Origin of the sequence: Citrobacter sp. RHB20-C16, assembly GCF_013890155.1 — a bacterium.
Lineage (GTDB): Bacteria > Pseudomonadota > Gammaproteobacteria > Enterobacterales > Enterobacteriaceae > Citrobacter_A > Citrobacter_A amalonaticus.
Genome location: NZ_CP057630.1, coordinates 3,192,124 through 3,211,274, shown reverse-complemented (window position 1 = coordinate 3,211,274; position 19,151 = coordinate 3,192,124). Strand labels below are relative to the sequence as shown.

At 54.3% G+C, this 19,151-nt stretch carries 12 protein-coding genes; 7 read left to right on the top strand and 5 right to left on the bottom strand.

What is annotated here, in order from left to right; genetic code table 11:
- Positions 1–95: 95 nt before the first annotated feature.
- Both atoC and atoS read right to left on the bottom strand, forming a co-directional pair.
- Positions 96–1,481: an acetoacetate metabolism transcriptional regulator AtoC gene (gene atoC, locus HVX64_RS15410; RefSeq protein WP_044258579.1), complete on the bottom strand. Its 1,386-nt coding sequence runs from the start codon at positions 1,479–1,481 to the stop codon at positions 96–98.
- Positions 1,478–3,304 (bottom strand): two-component system sensor histidine kinase AtoS, encoded by a 1,827-nt coding sequence (gene atoS, locus HVX64_RS15405; RefSeq protein ID WP_044258580.1) that lies wholly within the window; start codon positions 3,302–3,304, stop codon positions 1,478–1,480. The genes atoC and atoS overlap by 4 nt, the downstream gene beginning before the upstream one ends.
- A 174-nt stretch (positions 3,305–3,478) precedes the next feature.
- On the opposite strand from atoS, the gene rcsC reads away from it, so the two are divergent.
- Complete coding sequence (gene rcsC / locus HVX64_RS15400) at positions 3,479–6,325, top strand: two-component system sensor histidine kinase RcsC (RefSeq protein ID WP_044258582.1); 2,847 nt, start codon at positions 3,479–3,481, stop codon at positions 6,323–6,325.
- Between the two features lie 51 nt (positions 6,326–6,376).
- Here the strand turns inward: rcsC and rcsB are convergent, their stop codons facing one another.
- Both rcsB and rcsD read right to left on the bottom strand, forming a co-directional pair.
- On the bottom strand, positions 6,377–7,027 hold the full coding sequence (gene rcsB, locus HVX64_RS15395; RefSeq protein ID WP_001061917.1) for a response regulator transcription factor RcsB: 651 nt from the start codon (positions 7,025–7,027) through the stop codon (positions 6,377–6,379).
- Between the two features lie 15 nt (positions 7,028–7,042).
- Entirely contained in the window at positions 7,043–9,712 is a 2,670-nt protein-coding gene (rcsD, locus tag HVX64_RS15390) for a phosphotransferase RcsD (protein ID WP_044258583.1), read from the bottom strand.
- A gap of 740 nt (positions 9,713–10,452) precedes the next feature.
- Here rcsD and HVX64_RS15385 point away from each other — a divergent pair.
- The 6 genes from HVX64_RS15385 (at position 10,453) to mgtE (ending at position 17,848) form a co-directional block, all read left to right on the top strand.
- Positions 10,453–11,583 (top strand): porin OmpC, encoded by a 1,131-nt coding sequence (locus HVX64_RS15385; RefSeq protein WP_043000069.1) that lies wholly within the window; start codon positions 10,453–10,455, stop codon positions 11,581–11,583.
- A 115-nt stretch (positions 11,584–11,698) separates the two neighbouring features.
- Complete coding sequence (gene apbE / locus HVX64_RS15380; RefSeq protein ID WP_043000070.1) at positions 11,699–12,754, top strand: FAD:protein FMN transferase ApbE; 1,056 nt, start codon at positions 11,699–11,701, stop codon at positions 12,752–12,754.
- 83 nt (positions 12,755–12,837) lie between these two features.
- Entirely contained in the window at positions 12,838–13,902 is a 1,065-nt protein-coding gene (ada, locus tag HVX64_RS15375; protein WP_044258584.1) for a bifunctional DNA-binding transcriptional regulator/O6-methylguanine-DNA methyltransferase Ada, read from the top strand.
- Positions 13,902–14,552 (top strand): DNA oxidative demethylase AlkB, encoded by a 651-nt coding sequence (alkB, locus tag HVX64_RS15370; RefSeq protein WP_044258586.1) that lies wholly within the window; start codon positions 13,902–13,904, stop codon positions 14,550–14,552. The genes ada and alkB overlap by 1 nt, the downstream gene beginning before the upstream one ends.
- 75 nt (positions 14,553–14,627) lie before the next feature.
- Positions 14,628–16,271, top strand: coding sequence for a multidrug ABC transporter permease/ATP-binding protein (locus HVX64_RS15365; RefSeq protein ID WP_044258587.1), 1,644 nt, complete (start codon positions 14,628–14,630; stop codon positions 16,269–16,271).
- 140 nt (positions 16,272–16,411) lie between these two features.
- On the top strand, positions 16,412–17,848 hold the full coding sequence (mgtE, locus tag HVX64_RS15360; RefSeq protein WP_044258589.1) for a magnesium transporter: 1,437 nt from the start codon (positions 16,412–16,414) through the stop codon (positions 17,846–17,848).
- Here the strand turns inward: mgtE and HVX64_RS15355 are convergent.
- Complete coding sequence (locus HVX64_RS15355; RefSeq protein WP_044258590.1) at positions 17,811–19,058, bottom strand: SulP family inorganic anion transporter; 1,248 nt, start codon at positions 19,056–19,058, stop codon at positions 17,811–17,813. The two genes, mgtE and HVX64_RS15355, sit on opposite strands and share 38 nt — an antisense overlap.
- Positions 19,059–19,151 lie beyond the last annotated feature (93 nt).

Below are 19,151 nucleotides of genomic sequence, written 5' to 3'. Positions count from 1 at the left end.
TAATTAAATATTCATGGGGGTGTTGTGTGATCTTAGTGCGGATGCTATGCAGAATTTTGCGCACTGTGCAAAATTCTGCATAGCAGATTCTGGTTCTACAAGCCTGCCGTATCGATACCGTATTCCTGCAATTTATACATCAGGGCACGTCGACTGATGCCTAACATCAGGGCGGCGCGGGTGCGGTTTCCTTCATGCTGTTCAAGTACCTCGATAATGATCCGCTTCTCTTCGCGTTTAATCTCTTCTTTCAGATTGCGTTCACCGGGCTGTGTGGCCTTTATCTCGCTGCCACCACCCACCGGCTGGCGGAGCGGGGCAGGCAGATCTTCTGCAAAAATGACGGCACCGGTATTCATCACCACCGCCCGCTCAATGACGTTTGAAAGTTCGCGGATGTTTCCGGGCCAGGGCCAGGTGGTAAGCATCGACATGGCCGCCGGATCGATCTCAATAATGTCGCGCTGATTTTCCGAACTGAATTTCTGCAGGAAGTGGTTAGCCAGCAGCGCAATGTCTTCCCGTCGTTCGCGCAGCGGGGGAAGTTGCAGATGAATCACATTCAGACGATAGAACAGGTCTTCACGGAAAGCGCCTTCTTTCACCATCGCATGGAGATCGCGGTTGGTGGCAGCGACGATGCGGATATCCACCTGAATCGTCTGATGCCCGCCCACGCGTTCGAATTCCCGTTCCTGCAGAATGCGCAGTAATTTAGCCTGGAGCACCAGCGGCATTTCACCAATTTCATCGAGTAGCAGCGTTCCCTGATGAGCGCGTTCGAACAGTCCCTGACGCTGAGTTTGTGCGCCGGTGAAAGCCCCTTTTTCATGACCGAACAACTCGCTTTCCAGCAGCGACTCCGGTAACGCGGCGCAGTTGATTTTGATAAACGGACCGTTTGCCCGGCGCGAATTGTAGTGAATAGCGCGCGCAATCAACTCCTTGCCGGTACCGCTTTCACCACTGATCAGAACGTTGGCCTGCGACAGGGCAATTTTCGCCGTGTCTTTGCAGATATCCATCATCCGCGGACTGTTGGTCAGGATATGTCCCCACTGCCAGCTGGTGCTCAGCGCCTGATGCAGGCTGCGGATCTCCTGTTTCATCGCCTGCAGTTGCAGGGCGCGTTGGATCAGTAAATTCAGTTCATCGAGATCGAAAGGTTTGATCACGTAATCAAACGCCCCGCTGCGTAATGCTTCGACGGCGGTTTCGACTTCGGCGTAAGCGGTCATCAGGATCACGGGGATGCGCGGCTGCTGAGTGCGCATGACTTTCAGGGCGTCGATCCCGTTCATTTCCGGCATGCGGATATCCATCAGCACCACATCCGGTGGAGCGTCGGCAAAGCGCTGCAACGCTTCCTCCCCGTTGCTGGCACAGTGCGTTTCATGCCCCTGTAGCGAAAAGGCGGTGGTGAGCATGCGACGAACGTTATCTTCGTCATCCACAATGAGGATACGGTAGCGGGTTTTCATACTGACAAGTTTCCCTGTGGGTTAATCGGTAAAATAAGGGTAAACGTCGCGCCACATCCGGGCATGCTGGCGACGTGAATATCGCCCTGATGAGCATTGATAATGCGTTGGCTGAGCGCGAGTCCAAGCCCTGTTCCTGAGGCTTTGGTGGTGAAAAAGGGGTCAAAAATCTTTTTCTGTAGCGCGATATCGATCCCACCGCCGTTATCTTCAATCGCCACGGCTTGTTGCGTGGCTGAATATTGCCAGGTGCGAATGCGGATTTCACCGCGTGCGTTGATGGCCTGCACGGCATTAATCAAAAGATTGAGGATCACCTGTTTTAACAGCTCACGATCGGCAACGATGGCAGGCAGCCCCGTATCCTGTTCAAAGTTGAACGTGATCCGTGCCTGAACGCCGGAGGTTTGCACCAGAATCAGCGTCTCTTCGATCAGCGAATTGAGCAGCACTTGCTGCCACTGGCTTTGTCGCGGCCGGGAGAAATCCAGCAACTGCTGAATGACTTTGTTGATGGAATCAATTTCTTTTAGTACCACGGACAGATATTCCTGATGCACAGGCAGGCTGGTTTGTTGACGGATGATCTGCACATAACCCCGGATGGCGGTGAGCGGATTACGTACCTCATGCGCCACCCCGGCCATCAGTTCACCCAAAGTGGCAAGTCTCTCGGTTTGCGCCAGGCGACGCTGCGTTTCTTTGCGGGCGGTCAGGTCGGAAAAAATCACCAGCGCACCGATCAATTCACCATTGGGGTTATGAATACGGCTGGTGGTGACACTGAGTTCAATGGTGCGGTCGCGCGCCGGAAAGCTAACTTCCTGTGCCAGATGCTCCGTCCCGTGCGCCAGGGTATCGAGAACCGGGCTGGCAAAATGCGGGTCGGAGAAGAGGGTGGCATAGGGGCGACCGACCAGTTCATTGAGCGTATAGCCGGTAATCATTTCCGCCGCAGGGTTCATGGTGGTGACATCGCCCTGTCTGTCGATTGCGATCACCCCATCGGCGGCGTTTTCAATGATCAGATCGTTAAGGGTTTTCGTTTCACGCAACGTTTGCGCCAACGCGTTAACGCTGCGGCTAATTTGCCCCAGTTCGCCAGGCAGATTGGGAAGTTGCGCTGGCGTTTTTTGCGCCAGCGTCGACAGACCGTCCGTGATGATGTCGATATTGGTGCCAAGGCGTCGGGAAAACAGCACGATCAAGAGCAGGCTACAGAGCAGACCTGCCGCCAGCACCGCCATGATGCGCACGTCCATCCTCCACGCCTGACGCTGGATATCTTCCGTCAACTCATTCGCCCAGATGTAGCCCAGCACGTCGCCATCCCGGGTGATGGGGATCATTGAGTTAAGAATATCGCCGCGCACCTGGCGACCGGAAAAGACGACCGGGGCATTGCTGCGCATCACTTCGCGTCCGGGGTGATCGGCGGCAATCGTCACGCCAACGTTATTTTGGTACAGCGCGGAAGGGGCGTAGGTCACAATCGCATCCAGCGCTTTGTTATAGTAGCCCGCGCCGACGCCCGGAAATGCCTGAGTGATCCGCTCGGTGATGGGGCCGAGTTCGGTATTCAGCGCCTGAATACGTTCGTCCCGCGGCAGCGCCGTAAAATGGGTAAAGCGATCGCCCAGCGCCTGATCGAGCAGGTGTACAACGGCAGATAATTTTTTCTCTTTTTCAGATAAGACTGCTGACCGTCCTTCGGTTTCTACGATATAACCAATCGACAGCGTCGGCACGATGACCATCAGAAGCGCCATCAGGATCATCTGATTGCGTAAGCGTCGCGGGTATAACCCTCTCAAAAAGCGCATGCTGGCATCCCTGTGACCCATTTTCTGACAAACGCTAATTATCGGGGGTTGCGGCAACTGTTTCTCAGCGGTGTATCATATTCCCGCAAACGCAGGCGCGGGCATTGCGACGACGCGCATTTACCGCTACCTTAACCACACTCCATTTATCGCCTGAGGCGGAGCTTCGCCCTTTTGAAATACCTTGCATCCTTTCGCACGACCCTGAAAATCTCGCGCTATCTGTTCAGAGCGTTGGCGCTGTTGATTTGGCTGCTGATTGCCTTTGCTTCGGTGTTCTACATTGTGAACGCCTTGCATCAGCGGGAGTCAGAGATCCGCCAGGAGTTTAATCTCAGTTCCGATCAGGCCCAGCGCTACATTCAGCGCACGTCGGATGTGATGAAAGAGCTCAAGTACATCGCGGAGAATCGCCTGACGGCGGAGAACGGCGTGTTGTCTTCGCGGTCGCGTGACGATAAAACCGAGGTGCCGACCTTTCAGCCGCTGTTTGCCGATTCCGACTGCGCGGCAATGGGCAACGCCTGGCGCGGATCGCTGGAGTCGCTGGCGTGGTTCATGCGCTACTGGCGTGACAACTTTTCCGCTGCGTACGATCTGAATCGTGTATTTCTCATTGGCAGCGATAATCTCTGCATGGCGAATTTCGGCCTGCGCGATATGCCCGTCGAGCGCGATAACGCGCTGAAAACGCTGCACGAGCGGATTATGAAGTACCGCAACGCGCCGCAGGATGAATCCGGAAACAACCTCTACTGGGTGGCGCAGGGACCACGTCCAGGGATTGGCTATTTCTACGCGCTGACGCCGGTTTATCTGGCAAACCGCCTGCAGGCGCTGTTGGGCATTGAACAATCCATTCGAATGGAAAACTTCTTTACGCCGGGCAGTCTGCCGATGGGCGTGACCATTCTGGATGAAAATGGGCATGCGTTGATTTCGCTGACCGGGCCGGAAAGTACCATCAAGGCGGAACCTCGCTGGATGCAGGAACGCTCCTGGTTTGGCTATACGCCGGGCTTTCGTGAGCTGGTGCTGAAGAAAAATCTGCCGCCGTCTTCGTTAAGCATTGTCTATTCCGTTCCGGTCGATCTGGTGCTGGAACGGATCCGGATGCTGATTCTGAATGCCATTCTGCTGAACGTGCTGGTAGGTGCGGCACTGTTTACTCTCGCGCGGATGTACGAACGACGAATCTTTATTCCGGCGGAAAGCGACGCCCAACGGCTGGAAGAGCATGAGCAGTTTAACCGTAAGATTGTCGCGTCCGCACCGGTCGGGATCTGTATTCTGCGCACCGTTGACGGTATTAACATCCTCAGTAACGAGCTGGCCCATACCTACCTGAACATGCTCACCCATGAGGATCGACAGCGGCTGACTCAAATCATCTGTGGACAGCAGGTGAACTTTGTCGATGTGCTGACCAGCAATAACACCAATTTGCAGATTAGCTTCGTCCATTCCCGCTATCGCAATGAAAACGTGGCGATTTGCGTGCTAGTGGATGTTTCCGCCCGCGTCAAAATGGAGGAGTCGTTGCAGGAGATGGCGCAGGCGGCTGAACAGGCGAGTCAGTCGAAATCGATGTTCCTGGCGACCGTCAGCCACGAGCTGCGCACGCCGCTGTATGGCATTATCGGTAACCTTGATCTGCTGCAAACCAAAGAATTGCCAAAAGGGGTCGATCGCCTGGTGACGGCGATGAATAACTCTTCCAGTCTGCTGCTGAAAATCATCAGTGACATTCTCGACTTCTCGAAAATCGAATCGGAGCAGTTGAAAATTGAGCCGCGTGAATTCTCGCCACGTGAGGTGATGAGCCACATTACCGCGAACTATCTGCCGCTGGTGGTGCGCAAGCAGCTCGGGCTGTACTGCTTTATCGAACCGAATGTGCCGGTTGCGCTTAATGGCGATCCGATGCGCCTGCAACAGGTGATTTCTAATCTGTTGAGCAACGCGATTAAATTCACCGACATCGGCTGCATTGTGCTGCATGTCAGCCGCGACGATGATTATCTTAGCATTCGGGTGCGGGATACCGGCGTCGGGATCCCGGCGAAAGAAGTGGTGCGCTTGTTCGATCCGTTCTTCCAGGTCGGTACGGGTGTGCAGCGCAATTTCCAGGGAACGGGGCTGGGACTGGCGATTTGCGAAAAGCTGATCAGCATGATGGATGGTGACATTTCGGTTGATTCTGAACCAGGGATGGGGAGCCAGTTTACAGTGCGTATTCCGCTGTATGGCGCGCAGTATCCGGCGAAAAAAGGGCTTGATGGACTTACCAGAACACGTTGCTGGTTGGCGGTGCGTAATGCGTCTTTGTGCCAGTTTGTCGAAAACAGCCTGACGCGTAACGGTGTTGAGGTGATGCGTTATGAAGGGCAGACACCGGCGAGTGATGACATGTTGATCACCGACGATGCCCTGGAACAGCCGTGGCAGGGGCGGGCAGCGGTGATTTTCTGTCGGCGCCACATTGGTATTCCACTGGAAAGGGTGCCGGGGGAATGGGTGCACAGCGTGGCGTCGCCACATGAACTGCCGGCGCTGCTGGCCCGGATCTACCGTATTGAGCTGGACGATGAGGAGCTCTCTTCCGCGTTACCGGCTCCGGAAAAAGCGGCGGCCACCAATGATGACATGATGATCCTGGTGGTTGACGATCATCCGATTAACCGCCGTCTGCTGGCCGATCAACTGGGATCGCTCGGGTATCAGTGCAAAACCGCCAATGACGGCGTGGATGCCCTGAACGTGCTGAGCAAAAACCATATCGATATCGTGCTGAGCGACGTAAACATGCCGAATATGGATGGCTATCGACTGACACAGCGCATACGTCAGTTAGGGCTGACTTTACCGGTAGTTGGGGTGACGGCCAACGCTTTGGCCGAAGAGAAGCAGCGCTGTCTGGAGTCGGGGATGGACAGTTGCCTGTCGAAGCCGGTCACGCTGGACGTTATCAGGCAGACGCTGGCGGTGTATGCGGAGCGGGTCAGGAAAACGCGAGCATAAAAAAGCCCGGTAAGCGCTGAAACTTACCGGGCTTTTTTACGTCTGCAAGAATCAGTCTTTGTCTGCCGGACTCAGGGTCACGGAAGAGAGATAGTTCAGCAGTGCGATATCGTTTTCAACGCCCAGTTTCATCATTGCTGATTTCTTCTGGCTGCTGATGGTTTTGATACTGCGGTTCAGCTTCTTGGCGATTTCAGTCACCAGGAAACCTTCGGCAAACAGACGCAGAACTTCACTCTCTTTCGGAGAGAGACGTTTGTCACCGTAGCCGCCCGCGCTGATTTTTTCCAGCAGGCGAGAGACGCTTTCCGGGGTGAACTTTTTGCCTTTCTGCAGCGCAGCCAGCGCTTTCGGCAGGTCTGTTGGCGCGCCCTGTTTCAGGACAATCCCTTCGATATCGAGATCAAGCACCGCGCTCAGGATTGCCGGGTTATTGTTCATGGTCAGAACAATGATCGACAGGCTTGGGAAATGACGCTTGATGTATTTGATCAGGGTGATCCCATCGCCGTACTTGTCGCCCGGCATAGAGAGATCGGTAATCAACACGTGTGCATCTAATTTTGGCAGGTTGTTGATCAGTGCTGTGGAGTCTTCAAATTCGCCAACAACATTCACCCACTCGATTTGCTCAAGTGATTTGCGAATACCGAACAGTACAATCGGATGGTCATCGGCAATAATTACGTTCATATTGTTCATGTAAAGGCTACCTTGCTACAGCAAGCTCTTGACGTAGGTGTCAATGTCGCTGATGTATTTTTCTATTCCTGGAGCATCTTTCTCACGAATCAGATGTTCCAGCGTTTCACATAACTGCTTGCCGGGTACCAGATTTAGCATGGCAAACACGCCTTTCAGGCGGTGAGCCGTTTGGGCTAGCGCAGCAAAATCGCTGATTGCAGCCTCAGTATACAACCTCTTAACATCATCCGGTACTGTGTCTACAAATAGTGCGTAATAACCGCTGGCATGAAGTTCGGCGTTTTCATCACCTCCCAGAGGGGATTCCGGGATCGCTTCTTGTGCCAGTTGCTCTTCAATTAGTTGTAGTACAGCTTCCTGCATAGCGTTGCTCATATTAAAGTTGACGCGAAGCTGGCCTGGGCCAATTTTCCGCACGCCTGACTCATCATCGCTTAAAAGCAAGCCGGAGGCAGTAAGATTAGACGGATTATCAGTTAAAAAGAGATCATATTCTTGACTTATGAGTCTCTCATCCGGGGTGATGCAGGTCGCTCCCCAGTTTTCCAACTGGCGAAGCACGATATTGCGCACCTCGTTAGAGGTCACGTCGATCATCACGCTGACATCATCCAGCAGACGCTCTTCGTCTTCTTTATGCTGGTCGAGCGGCGTCATTTTAACATGGACTGTATAGCGTGTACCCAGCGCATCTCGCGCTTTTATGCTCAAATGTCCGCCAAGTTTACGCGCCAGCTGATCGCATAACCAAAAGGCCAGCGGATTGGCTTTACCGTAACGGTCTTTCTGCGTCTCACTGATGAACGGGAAATGCAGGTTGTCAATTTCGCTTAACGTCACGCCTTCGCCGGTATCCAGAATGCGGAACGTCAGGCGCTCGGCCACCGATTCGTCCTGATCAACCTCGAGCGTGATTTTGCCAATCTGGGTAGTTGTTACCGCGTACTGCATCAACAGCAGTAAGATCCGTCGCAGTGCATCGCGATCGCCATGTCGTTCGTCGTTTGCCTTCAGATGGTTGTTGATGAGCAGTTGCAGGCCTTTACGCTTCATCGCGGGCAGCACTTGCGGGACGACTTCGTCAATTAACGCCTGAACCGAGAAGAGGGTAGGCTCACTCTTCCAGGCGTCGTTTTCCAGCATGTTCGCCAGTTGAATTTCATCGATCATGCGGACCAGTACATCGGCATGATTCGCCAGTTGCTGTGCATCAGACGTTTGCAACTGGGCAACTTCCGCTGCCAGCGTTTTGACCGGCTCTTTCAACGTCTCGCTGATGTTTTGCATAAAGGCGACGCGGCCCTGCTGATTTTTTTCATATAACCGCTGAGCCTGTTTGAGCTTTTTGTTCACCAGCACTTCACGATCCTGGTCGCGGATAATAAAGATCTGGGTGCGTGGAGCGACCTGGCTGCGGAACAGGCGTATCTCATACAGCTCGTTATTGACGGTCGCCTGGATCACGCCCTGATGCTGTTCCGCCATGCTGGTGATGTTTTGCAGATTCAGATGCGGCAACAGATGGTCGGCAATTTTGTTACTCATCACCGTGCGGTTCGCTTCTTGATCATGCACCAGCAGACCCAGCGGCAGTAGGGAGACAATCTCTTCGTTAATCGCACGCAGAATCCGTAGCTCATTATTAGCTGCGGTATTGGGCGCGACTTCCGTTGTGCGTCCCGGCTGGTTGCGGAAGGTGGTATAGCCGAACAGGGCGAGCGCCAGCAGCCCGATATTCAGCAATAGCGGTAACAGGATGTTTTGCAGCGTATCGAGCAGTAGGGTGCCAAACGGCACCTGCCAGACCAGGCGCATTCCCGTCGAGTTCAGCGCCGACGAGATTTCAATTTTCGAACTGTTAAAGCTGATGCTTACGCTGTCGGGCGATTCTTTATCTGCATTGCGTGCGCTGGCTGGAGTCGTGTCAGGCTCAAGGCGGAAGCTGTCCAGTGGCATGCCGGGAGGAATTAAGTCGTTGATGGGCAGGTCAAACGCGACAACGGTCGCCAGGTGTCCCGGCTGATTAAACGTGGTTCGCAGCGTAAAATAGTGGCCGTTTTGCCACGCCAGCCGACGCAGCGATGAGAAACTTTCCCGTTCGTCAAGCGCATTGGCCTGCTGGAGCATTTCTGCCCGACGGGAATCGACAATGCTGCCGATGGTCGACTCTTTAAATCCTGAAGAGAGATCTTTTAACGGCAGCGTCGAGATGAGCGTCAGGCTGTTATCCTGCCCGTTGAGATAATACATGGACCACGGCACCGTCTCAGCGCCCCACAGCGTGTCGAGGTAGGACGAGATGCGCTGCGTCATTTCCAGCGTTGAGCTGTCATGCGAGCCAAAGATCAGCGCTTCGGTTTTTCGCCGTGGTTTTTCAAGATAGTAAACGTCCTGTTTCAGGCGCGTTTCCTGCAATCCTTCGCTGCTCGACGGATTCGTCGTCGCGGCGATGTTGTCATAGATTTGCCAGGTCGCGTAACGCCAGGTATCGATACGCTTATGAATTGCATGGGTGATATCGACGATTTGATAGCTTTTATCTTTCAACCAGGCGTTAACCGCGCTTTGCACCATCACGCCCATCGTCACCAGCAACACAATGATCAGCAATAAAAAGAAACGGGTAATGCTTCCCGGCAGGAGGGAAAATCGGGACGTAGCCGTTGTATCAGACTGACTCATTCGTGGTTATGACCTGTAAAACAACGCAGAAGGTGAAAGGGCAGTATAAAGGGTACGGTGTGAATTTCCACACTCTCTACTCATTGATGTTCTGCATTTTTTGCCAAAAAGAATTCATCAGTTAAATGGCGTAAAAGTGTACAGGCCCACCAGAGGCGTACACATATTCCCCGTCAAGTGTGAAGAAATAGCACGAAATAACAAGAAATCGGTTTCTGATATCAGTCAGTGACTGAGTGAAGGTAAATAGTTAATAGTTGTTATTATTTTTATGCGGTAGCACATAAAGAGAAAATAAGTGTAAAGAAGGGTAAAAAAAAACCGGACGCATCGCATCCGGTTGAAATAGGGGTAAACAGACATTCAGAAATGAATGACGGTAATAAATAAAGTTAATGATGATAGCGAGAGATATTTTAGAGATGCATGACGATTTTGTTTTGTCATTCAGTGCTATCAAACTTATTTGTGTAATTAATTGTTTTATATGTATTTTATATATTTCTTGAGTGATCGTGCTTATTTTTTGTCTTTTTGAAGCAAAAAAAAAGTTCCTTGGAATTTACATTTTGAAACATCTATGTGGATAAATGAAACATCTTAAAAGTTTTAGTATCATATTCGTGTTGGATTATTCTGCAATTTTGAGGAGAATGAACTTGCCGACTGGTTAATGAGGGTTAATCAGTATGCAGTGGCATAAAAAAGCAAATAAAGGCATATAACAGAGGGTTAATAACATGAAAGTTAAAGTACTGTCCCTCCTGGTACCAGCACTGCTGGTAGCAGGCGCAGCAAATGCGGCTGAAATTTACAACAAAGACGGCAACAAATTAGACCTGTTCGGTAAAGTCGACGGTCTGCATTATTTCTCCGATGATAAAAACGCTGATGGCGATCAGACCTATATGCGTATCGGCTTCAAAGGCGAAACCCAGGTTAACGATCAGATCACCGGTTACGGCCAGTGGGAGTATCAGATCCAGGGTAACGCGCCTGAATCCGAAAACAACTCCTGGACTCGTGTTGCCTTCGCCGGTCTGAAATTCGGCGATGCGGGTTCTTTCGACTACGGTCGTAACTACGGCGTTGTGTATGACGTCACGTCCTGGACCGACGTCCTGCCAGAATTCGGTGGGGATACCTACGGTTCTGATAACTTCATGCAGCAGCGTGGTAACGGCTTCGCGACTTACCGTAACGCTGATTTCTTCGGTCTGGTTGATGGCCTGAACTTTGCCCTGCAGTATCAGGGTAAAAACGGTAGCCCATCTGGTGAAGGTGCTGATGGCATCGCTTACACCGGCGTGACTAACAACGGTCGTGAAGCGCTGCGTCAGAACGGTGACGGCGTTGGCGGTTCTGTAACCTATGACATCGGCGAAGGCTTCGGTCTGGGTGCGGCAGTGAGCAGCTCCAAACGTACTGATGAGCAGAACAGAGCGATCTACCTGGGTAACGGCGATCGCGCTGAAACCTACACCGGTGGCCTGAAATACGACGCTAACAACCTGTACCTGGCGGCGCAGTACACTCAGACCTATAACGCAACGCGTGTAGGCGGCGAAGGTTGGGCAAACAAAGCGCAGAACTTCGAAGTGGTTGCTCAGTACCAGTTCGACTTCGGTCTGCGTCCGTCCGTTGCTTACCTGCAGTCCAAAGGTAAAAACCTGGGGACTCTCAACGGTCGTAACTACGACGATGAAGATCTGCTGAAATATGTTGATGTGGGCGCAACCTACTACTTCAACAAAAACATGTCCACCTACGTTGATTACAAAATCAACCTGCTGGATGACAACAACTTCACTCGTGATGCCGGTATCAGCACCGACGACGTTGTTGCACTGGGCCTGGTTTACCAGTTCTAAGTTTGCTTAATGTCGATAAAAGGCCCTGCGGGGCCTTTTTTTGTGCGGTTTTTCGGCGTACAACCGCCGGTTTTTGGTGTACTCTTGCGCCTCTTTTGCAGGAGGACAATCACGTATGGAAATGAACGTTGCTCGTGCGGCCTTACTGGCTGTGACTCTCTTTTTTACCGGGTGCGATAACGCACCGGACGCGGCGCAAACGCCTGCCGCGGCTCCGGTCGTGCTGGAAGGGAAAACAATGGGCACCTTCTGGCGCGTGAGCGTGGTCGGAGTCGATGCCAAATCAGCAGCGGCGCTACAAACGAAAATTCAGACGCAACTGGATGCCGACGACCAACTGCTCTCCACTTATAAAAATGATTCGGCGCTGATGCGCTTCAACCAGTCGAAAAGTCTTTCTCCCTGGCCCGTCAACGAGGCAATGGCGGACATTGTTACCTCAGCGCTGCGTATTGGGCAAAAAACCCAGGGGGCGATGGACATCACCGTTGGGCCGTTGGTGAACTTGTGGGGGTTTGGTCCCGACAAGCAACCGGTCCAGATCCCGACGCAGGCGCAAATTGATGCGGCAAAAGCCAACAGCGGGTTGCAGCACCTGTCGGTGATCAACCAGGCGAAACAGCAGTACCTGCAAAAAGATCTGCCAGATTTGTTTGTCGATCTCTCCACTGTCGGTGAAGGCTATGCCGCCGATCACCTGGCACAGTTGATGGAGCGCGAAGGTATCGCACGCTATCTGGTCTCTGTCGGGGGGGCGCTGAACAGTCGCGGGATGAACGCTGAAGGGCATCCGTGGCGGGTGGCGATCCAGAAGCCTACCGACCGTGAAAACGCGGTTCAGGCGGTGGTGGATATTAACGGGCACGGTATTAGTACCTCCGGCAGCTATCGCAACTATTATGAGCTGAACGGAAAACGCCTCACTCATGTTATCGATCCGCAGACGGGACGCCCCATTGAGCATAATCTGGTGTCAGTGACGGTGATAGCGCCAACGGCGCTGGAAGCGGATGGCTGGGATACCGGACTGATGGTGCTCGGCACGGAGAAAGCCAAAGAGGTCGTACGCCGGGAAGGGCTGGCGGTGTACATGATTATCAAAGAGGGGGAGGGATTCAAAACCTGGATGTCTCCGCAGTTTGAAAGTTTTCTCATTCGTGAACAAAATTAAAAAGCAAGATTGCGGGTTTTCGTGTGATGGGTTTCGGACACACTGCCGCTAAGCAGGCACTATGCTTAACGAAGGAGTCCAGTATGAAAAATTCTCTACGCGTAAATGACGACCAGCGCTGGCAATCGGTGCTGGAACGTGATTCTGAGGCTGACGGACAGTTTGTCTTTGCGGTGCAGACGACCGGCATCTTTTGCCGACCTTCCTGCACGGCAAAACATGCGCTGCGTAAAAATGTCCGCTTCTTTCCTGACGCGCAGGCCGCGTTGCTGGCCGGGTTTCGCCCGTGTAAACGCTGTCAGCCGGATAAAGCCAACGCCCGGCAGCATCGACTGGATAAAATTACGCTTGCCTGTCAGCTTCTGGAGCAGGAGAGCCCCATCACGCTCGATGCGCTGGCTGAACAGGTGGCGATGAGTCCGTACCATCTGCATCGCGTGTTCAAAGCCACGACCGGGATGACGCCAAAAGCGTGGCAGCAGGCGTATCGCGCCCGCCGACTGCGCGACGCCCTGAGCCACGGCGAAAGCGTGACGCAGGCGATTCTGAATGCCGGATTCCCGGACAGCAGCAGCTACTATCGTAATGCTGATGCAACGCTTGGGATGACGGCGAAGCAGTTCCGTCGCGGCGGTGACAAGCTGGCGGTGCGCTATGCGCTGGCGGATTGCTCACTCGGACGCTGTCTGGTGGCGGAAAGCGAGCGGGGGATTTGCGCCATTTTGTTAGGGGATGACGATGCGGCGCTGAAGGCTGAACTGCAGACATTGTTCCCGGCCGCTCAGGCTCAACCCGCCGATCCCGCTTTCCTGCAGCGTATTCGCCACGTTATCGCCAGTATTGACGGGCGTGATGCCGCGCTGTCGTTGCCGCTGGATATTCAGGGTACCGCGTTTCAACAACAGGTCTGGCAGGCGCTGCGGGCGATCCCTTACGGTGAGACCGTCAGCTACCAGCAACTGGCAAAAGCCATCGGTAAGCCGAACGCGGTTCGTGCCGTCGCCAGCGCCTGTGGCGCGAATAAACTGGCGATCGTGATCCCCTGTCACCGCGTTGTGCGAGGCGACGGTTCGCTTTCCGGTTATCGCTGGGGCGTGTCGCGTAAGGCACAAATCCTGCGACGTGAGTCTCCTGATGAGGGGGCATAATGCTTGATTTGTTTGCCGATTCGCAGCCCTGGCAGGAACCGCTGGCACCTGGTGCCGTCATTTTGCGTCGCTTTGCCTTCAACACAGCGTTGCAACTGGTGCAGGAGATTGAGGCGGTCGCCCGTCGGTCGCCGTTTCGCCAGATGATCACCCCCGGCGGTTACACCATGTCGGTGGCGATGACTAACTGTGGACGGCTGGGCTGGACGACCGACCGTCACGGCTACCTCTATTCGCCAATCGATCCGCTGACGGGGGACGCCTGGCCGGATTTTCCGCCGTCCTTCCTGCGGTTGTGTCAGCAGGCGGCAACGGCGGCAGGCTATACGGATTATCAGCCGGACGCCTGCCTGATCAACCGCTATGCGCCTGGCGCAAAGCTTTCGCTGCACCAGGATAAAGACGAGCCGGATCTGCGGGCGCCCATTGTTTCTGTCTCGCTGGGATTACCGGCTGTCTTTCAGTTTGGCGGCCTGAAACGTAGCGATCCGCTGACGCGCGTTCTACTGGAACATGGCGATGTAGTGGTCTGGGGCGGCGAATCGCGCTTGTTTTACCACGGAATTCAGCCGCTGAAGGCTGGGTTCCATCCGGCGACCGCCGACTGTCGTTACAATCTGACTTTTCGCCAGGCGGGTAAAAAAGAATAAAAATAAGAATTATTATTGCTGAACGCGTTGAGATGTTTAAACTGCGGGCTGTTATTCCTTGTCCGGGTTGTATGAATGGAACTACTTCTTCTTGTCTGGCGGCAGTATCGCTGGCCATTTATTTGCGTGATGGCGCTCAGCCTCGTCAGCGCGGCGCTGGGGATTGGCCTTATCGCTTTTATCAATCAGCGTCTTATTGAGACTGCGGATCCCTCTCTGCTGGTTTTACCGGAATTTCTCGGACTACTGTTACTGCTGATGGCGGTGACGCTGGGTTCACAACTGGCGCTCACCACGCTGGGACACCACTTTGTCTTCCGTCTGCGCAGTGAATTCATCAAGCGTATTCTCGATACGCACGTGGAACGTATTGAACAACTGGGCAGTGCCTCTCTGCTGGCCGGGTTGACCAGCGACGTGCGCAATATCACCATCGCTTTTGTTCGTCTGCCTGAACTGGTGCAGGGGATTATTCTGACCGTCGGTTCGGCGGCGTATCTGGCGATGCTGTCGACCAAAATGCTGTTGGTGACCGCTATCTGGATGGTCATAACCATCTGGGGCGGGTTTATGCTGGTATCGCGGGTTTACCGGCACATGGCGACGCTGCGCGAAACCGAAGATAAGCTGTATAACGATTATCAGACGGTGCTGGAAGGACGCAAAGAGCTGACGCTCAACCGCGAGCGGGCGGAACATATCTTCAACAACCTCTATATTCCGGATGCCAAAGCGTATCGCCACCACATTATTCGCGCCGATACCTTCCACCTCAGCGCCGTAAACTGGTCGAACATTATGATGCTCGGCGCGATTGGCCTGGTGTTCTGGATGGCAAACAGTCTCGGCTGGGCGGATACCAACGTTGCGGCGACCTACTCGTTAACGCTTTTATTCCTGCGCACGCCGCTGCTGTCGGCGGTGGGGGCACTCCCTACGCTGCTTACGGCGCAGGTTGCTTTCAACAAGCTGAACACATTCGCGCTGGCACCGTTTAAAGCAGAATTTCCGCGCCCGCAGGCGTTCCCGGGATGGAAAACCCTCGAACTGCGTAACGTCATGTTCCACTATCAGGACAACGCGTTCTCCGTGGGGCCGGTGAATCTGACGATCAATCGCGGTGAGTTGCTGTTCTTAATCGGCGGTAACGGCAGCGGCAAATCGACGCTGGCGATGCTGCTGACGGGGCTGTACCAGCCGCAGTCCGGGGAGATCTTGCTGGACGGTAAGCCTGTCAGCGCCGAAAAGCCGGAAGATTATCGCAAGCTCTTTTCCGCGGTGTTTACCGACGTCTGGCTGTTTGACCAGCTACTGGGACCAGAAGGCAAACCGGCCGATCCTGCTCTGGTTGAGAAGTGGCTGGGGCACCTGAAAATGGCGCACAAACTGGAACTGAGCGATGGCCGGATCCTGAATCTGAAACTGTCGAAGGGGCAGAAAAAGCGCGTGGCGCTGCTGCTGGCTCTGGCGGAAGATCGCGACATTATCCTGCTCGATGAGTGGGCGGCCGATCAGGATCCGCACTTCCGCCGCGAGTTTTACCAGGTGTTGTTGCCGCTGATGCAGGAGATGGGGAAAACCATTTTCGCCATCAGTCACGACGACCACTATTTTATTCACGCCGATCGTTTGCTGGAAATGCGTAACGGACAACTGATTGAGCTGGTGGGCGATGAGCGTGATGCTGCGTCACGCGATGCCGTCGCGCGCACGGCCTGATTCATCTGACCGTGGTCCCGATGGCGCAAGGCGTTTCGGGACAACGGTTGTTTTTTTATTCATCTGACGCCCCCGTTTATTGTTATTTACATAACCTCGCGCCATGCTTAATGGCATCTCGTATCATGGATTTATGATTAATGTTCGCAAAACACCAAAACAGCGCAAGGCTGCGCGATGAAGAGCGTGCGCGGCTGATCTGGCTGCTTACCACCGATAAAGCCATTGTTTCCACCCTGTTAGGCAAGCTCACCCTGGCTGAGCAATATGATGTCGGAACGTTAGCCGACGATATTGCTGAGGTAGGCGCGCTGGTCGACCATCTTCCACCACCTGACCTGGCGGATACCCTTGAAGCGCTCCCGTCGGAAGAACGTCACGCCCTCTGGCGGCTGATTCAGAGTGAAAAGCGTGGATACGTCCTGCTTGAGGCGTCCGAAAACGTCTGGGATGACCTGATCGATGAAATGACCGATCGGGAACTGCTTGAGGCGCTGCAATATCTCGACATCGACGAACAGATTTACCTGGTTCAGCACCTGCCGCGTAACCTCACAGGCCGGTTGCTGGCGACGCTGCCGCCCGAAGAGCGGGCCCGCGTGCGCCAGGTCATGCATTACGAAAAGAATCGCGTCGGCGCGATCATGGAATTCGAGGTCATCACCGTGCGCCCGGATGTGACGCTGCAAGTAGTGCAGCGTTATCTGCGTCGTCTGGGCAAGATGCCGGAAAACACTGACAAACTGTTTGTCACCCGTCGCGACAAAACGCTGGTCGGTGAGCTAACCCTGACCTGTATTTTGCTCAATGACGTGCAGTGCAAAGTCAGCGAGGTGATGGATGACGATCCGCTGACCTTCGCCCCGGAAGATAAAACGGAAAATGCGGCGCGTACCTTCGAGCGTGACAACCTGGTCAGTGCGGCGGTAGTCGATTCTGCCGGTAAACTGATGGGACGCTTGACGATCGACGAGATCGTCGACGTGGTCTACGAAGAGACGGACACCGATCTGCGTCGAATGGGCGGATTGAGCGCCGAAGAGGATGTTTTTGCGCCCGTTCCCAAAGCGGTGAAAACGCGCTGGGCGTGGCTGGCTATCAACCTGTGTACTGCGTTCATTGCCTCGCGCGTGATTGATGGCTTTGAACACACCATTTCACAACTGGTGGCGTTAGCGTCGCTGATGCCCATTGTCGCCGGGATCGGCGGGAATACCGGTAATCAGACCATCACCATGATTGTTCGGGCGCTGGCGTTACAAAACATCCAGCCGGGCAACCTGACGTTTCTTATTCTGCGCGAGATGGGGGTGGCACTGGTCAATGGCCTCGTCTGGGGGGGGATTATGGGCGGGATCACCTGGTGGCTGTACGACGACATGGCGCTCGGCGGGGTGATGACCCTGGCAATGATGCTGAACCTGTTAATGGCGGCGCTGATGGGGGTGATTATCCCGATGACGATGGTGAAGCTCGGGCGCGACCCGGCGGTCGGCTCGAGCGTGATGATCACCGCGATTACCGATACCGGCGGATTCTTTATTTTTCTTGGGCTGGCGACGCTGTTTCTGATGTAGTGCGTCGTTTACGTTTCACGACGCGAGGCAGTAATCCCATCGCCACCACCCCGGCAACCACGCCAATCGCCAGGTTGCCGGTGGAGACCGTTGCGCCAACGGTAATGACCATTACCAGCGTTTCCACCACGGGCAGTGTCGTCAGGGTGGCGGGCTGGATACTGTGCCAACTGAACGTTTTCACCGCCACAATCACCATGATCCCGGCCAGAACCGACATCGGGATTTTCGCCATCACGTCGCTCAGCGCGGTGACCAGCAGCAGTAAAATCAACCCGGCGGCGATCGTCGACACGCGGCTACGGCCTTTCCCCATCTCCACATTCACGATGGTCTGTCCGATCATCGCGCAGCCAGCAATGCCGCCGTAAAAGCCCGCCAGAATGTTGGCGAACCCCAGACCCGCGCTTTCACGATTTTTGTTCGACGGCGTGACCGTCAGGTCATCAACCAGTTTCGCCGTCAGCAGAGACTCCATCAGGCCCACAAAGGCGATACTCAGCGCGCAGGGCCAGATAATTGTCAGCGTTTGCAGATTCAACGGCACTAACAGCTGCGTCAGTCCCGGTAGCCCGCCGCTCATTGCGCCTTCATCACCAACGGTCGGCAGCAATTGTCCGGTGGTTGCGGTAAACAGCGTCAATAAAACAATGGCAATCAGCGGCGCAGGAATGCTTTTAATAACGCGCGGCACCCACAACACAATGAGTAGCGTTAAGGCAAACAGCCCCCAGATGAGCGGGCTTTTGCTCCAGAAATGGGGGACCTGGGCGAAAAAAATCAGAATACCGAGGGCGTTCACAAACCCGGTCATGACGGCGGCGGGAATAAAACGCATCAGGCGCGCCATCCCGGTAACGCCAAACAGAATCTGGATAAACCCGGCTAATACGACCGCTGGCAGAATGTACTGTACGCCATGCTGGTGCACCATCGGGCCTATCACCAGCGCAACTGAACCGGCTGCTGCCGTGACCATCGCCGGGCGACCGCCCATGAAAGACATTGCCAGACAAAGCACCACTGAGGCAATCAGGCTGACTTTCGGGTCAACGCCGGCAATCACCGAAAAGGAGATCACTTCCGGGATCAGCGCCAGCGCGGTGATCACCCCAGCCAGCGTTTCGCGTACCAGCAGACGTGGGGCGCGAAGAACGCCACTGACCGTGTGTTCCGCTGCCAGAGCAGGAGACGAAGGGGTTACAGACATATTTACTCTCAGGTCGGAAAGGGCCTGATAACAGCAGACCGACAGGCGTCCGTGCGGTGAATCACAACGCGCCGCATAGTACCTTTCTGGAGC

Coding starts and splice junctions, on each gene's coding strand:
- atoC (WP_044258579.1), bottom strand. CDS start 1,481: ATGAAAACCCGCTACCGTATCCTCATTGTGGATGACGAAGATAACGTT.
- atoS (WP_044258580.1), bottom strand. CDS start 3,304: ATGCGCTTTTTGAGAGGGTTATACCCGCGACGCTTACGCAATCAGATG.
- rcsB (WP_001061917.1), bottom strand. CDS start 7,027: ATGAACAATATGAACGTAATTATTGCCGATGACCATCCGATTGTACTG.
- rcsD (WP_044258583.1), bottom strand. CDS start 9,712: ATGAGTCAGTCTGATACAACGGCTACGTCCCGATTTTCCCTCCTGCCG.
- HVX64_RS15385 (WP_043000069.1), top strand. CDS start 10,453: ATGAAAGTTAAAGTACTGTCCCTCCTGGTACCAGCACTGCTGGTAGCA.
- apbE (WP_043000070.1), top strand. CDS start 11,699: ATGGAAATGAACGTTGCTCGTGCGGCCTTACTGGCTGTGACTCTCTTT.
- ada (WP_044258584.1), top strand. CDS start 12,838: ATGAAAAATTCTCTACGCGTAAATGACGACCAGCGCTGGCAATCGGTG.
- alkB (WP_044258586.1), top strand. CDS start 13,902: ATGCTTGATTTGTTTGCCGATTCGCAGCCCTGGCAGGAACCGCTGGCA.
- HVX64_RS15365 (WP_044258587.1), top strand. CDS start 14,628: ATGGAACTACTTCTTCTTGTCTGGCGGCAGTATCGCTGGCCATTTATT.
- mgtE (WP_044258589.1), top strand. CDS start 16,412: ATGTTCGCAAAACACCAAAACAGCGCAAGGCTGCGCGATGAAGAGCGT.
- HVX64_RS15355 (WP_044258590.1), bottom strand. CDS start 19,058: ATGTCTGTAACCCCTTCGTCTCCTGCTCTGGCAGCGGAACACACGGTC.